This is a genomic window from Vibrio sp. 10N.222.49.A3, assembly GCF_041475145.1.
In the GTDB taxonomy this organism is placed as follows: Bacteria; Pseudomonadota; Gammaproteobacteria; order Enterobacterales; family Vibrionaceae; genus Vibrio; species Vibrio tasmaniensis_A.
Genome location: NZ_JBFRVM010000187.1, coordinates 1 through 236, shown reverse-complemented (window position 1 = coordinate 236; position 236 = coordinate 1). Strand labels below are relative to the sequence as shown.

1 protein-coding gene is annotated in these 236 nt (G+C 49.6%); it reads right to left on the bottom strand.

Annotation, left to right across the window (positions count from 1 at the left end):
- Positions 1-236: hypothetical protein (locus tag AB4589_RS22225; protein WP_372101697.1), on the bottom strand; the 236-nt coding region annotated here is incomplete at both ends.

The following is a 236-nucleotide window of genomic DNA, read 5'->3' as shown; positions in this document are numbered from 1 at the left end:
ATCCACAAACTCAAACTCAAACTCAGCACTTTGCATGGCGCCTAAATGCGTGAAGGGATTTAAGAAGATGTTGGCGTGCGTCATGTACGTCCCCCCAAGGCTGAGCGTCAATTTTTTATAGCTGGCCCCTTTATCGAGGATCCACACTTTACCGCCCATGGCGTAAACCGTTTCGGCAATCTCTTGAACCAGAAAGCTTTTCCCTGCGCCTGAGCCTCCGGTCAGAGCGATATTTT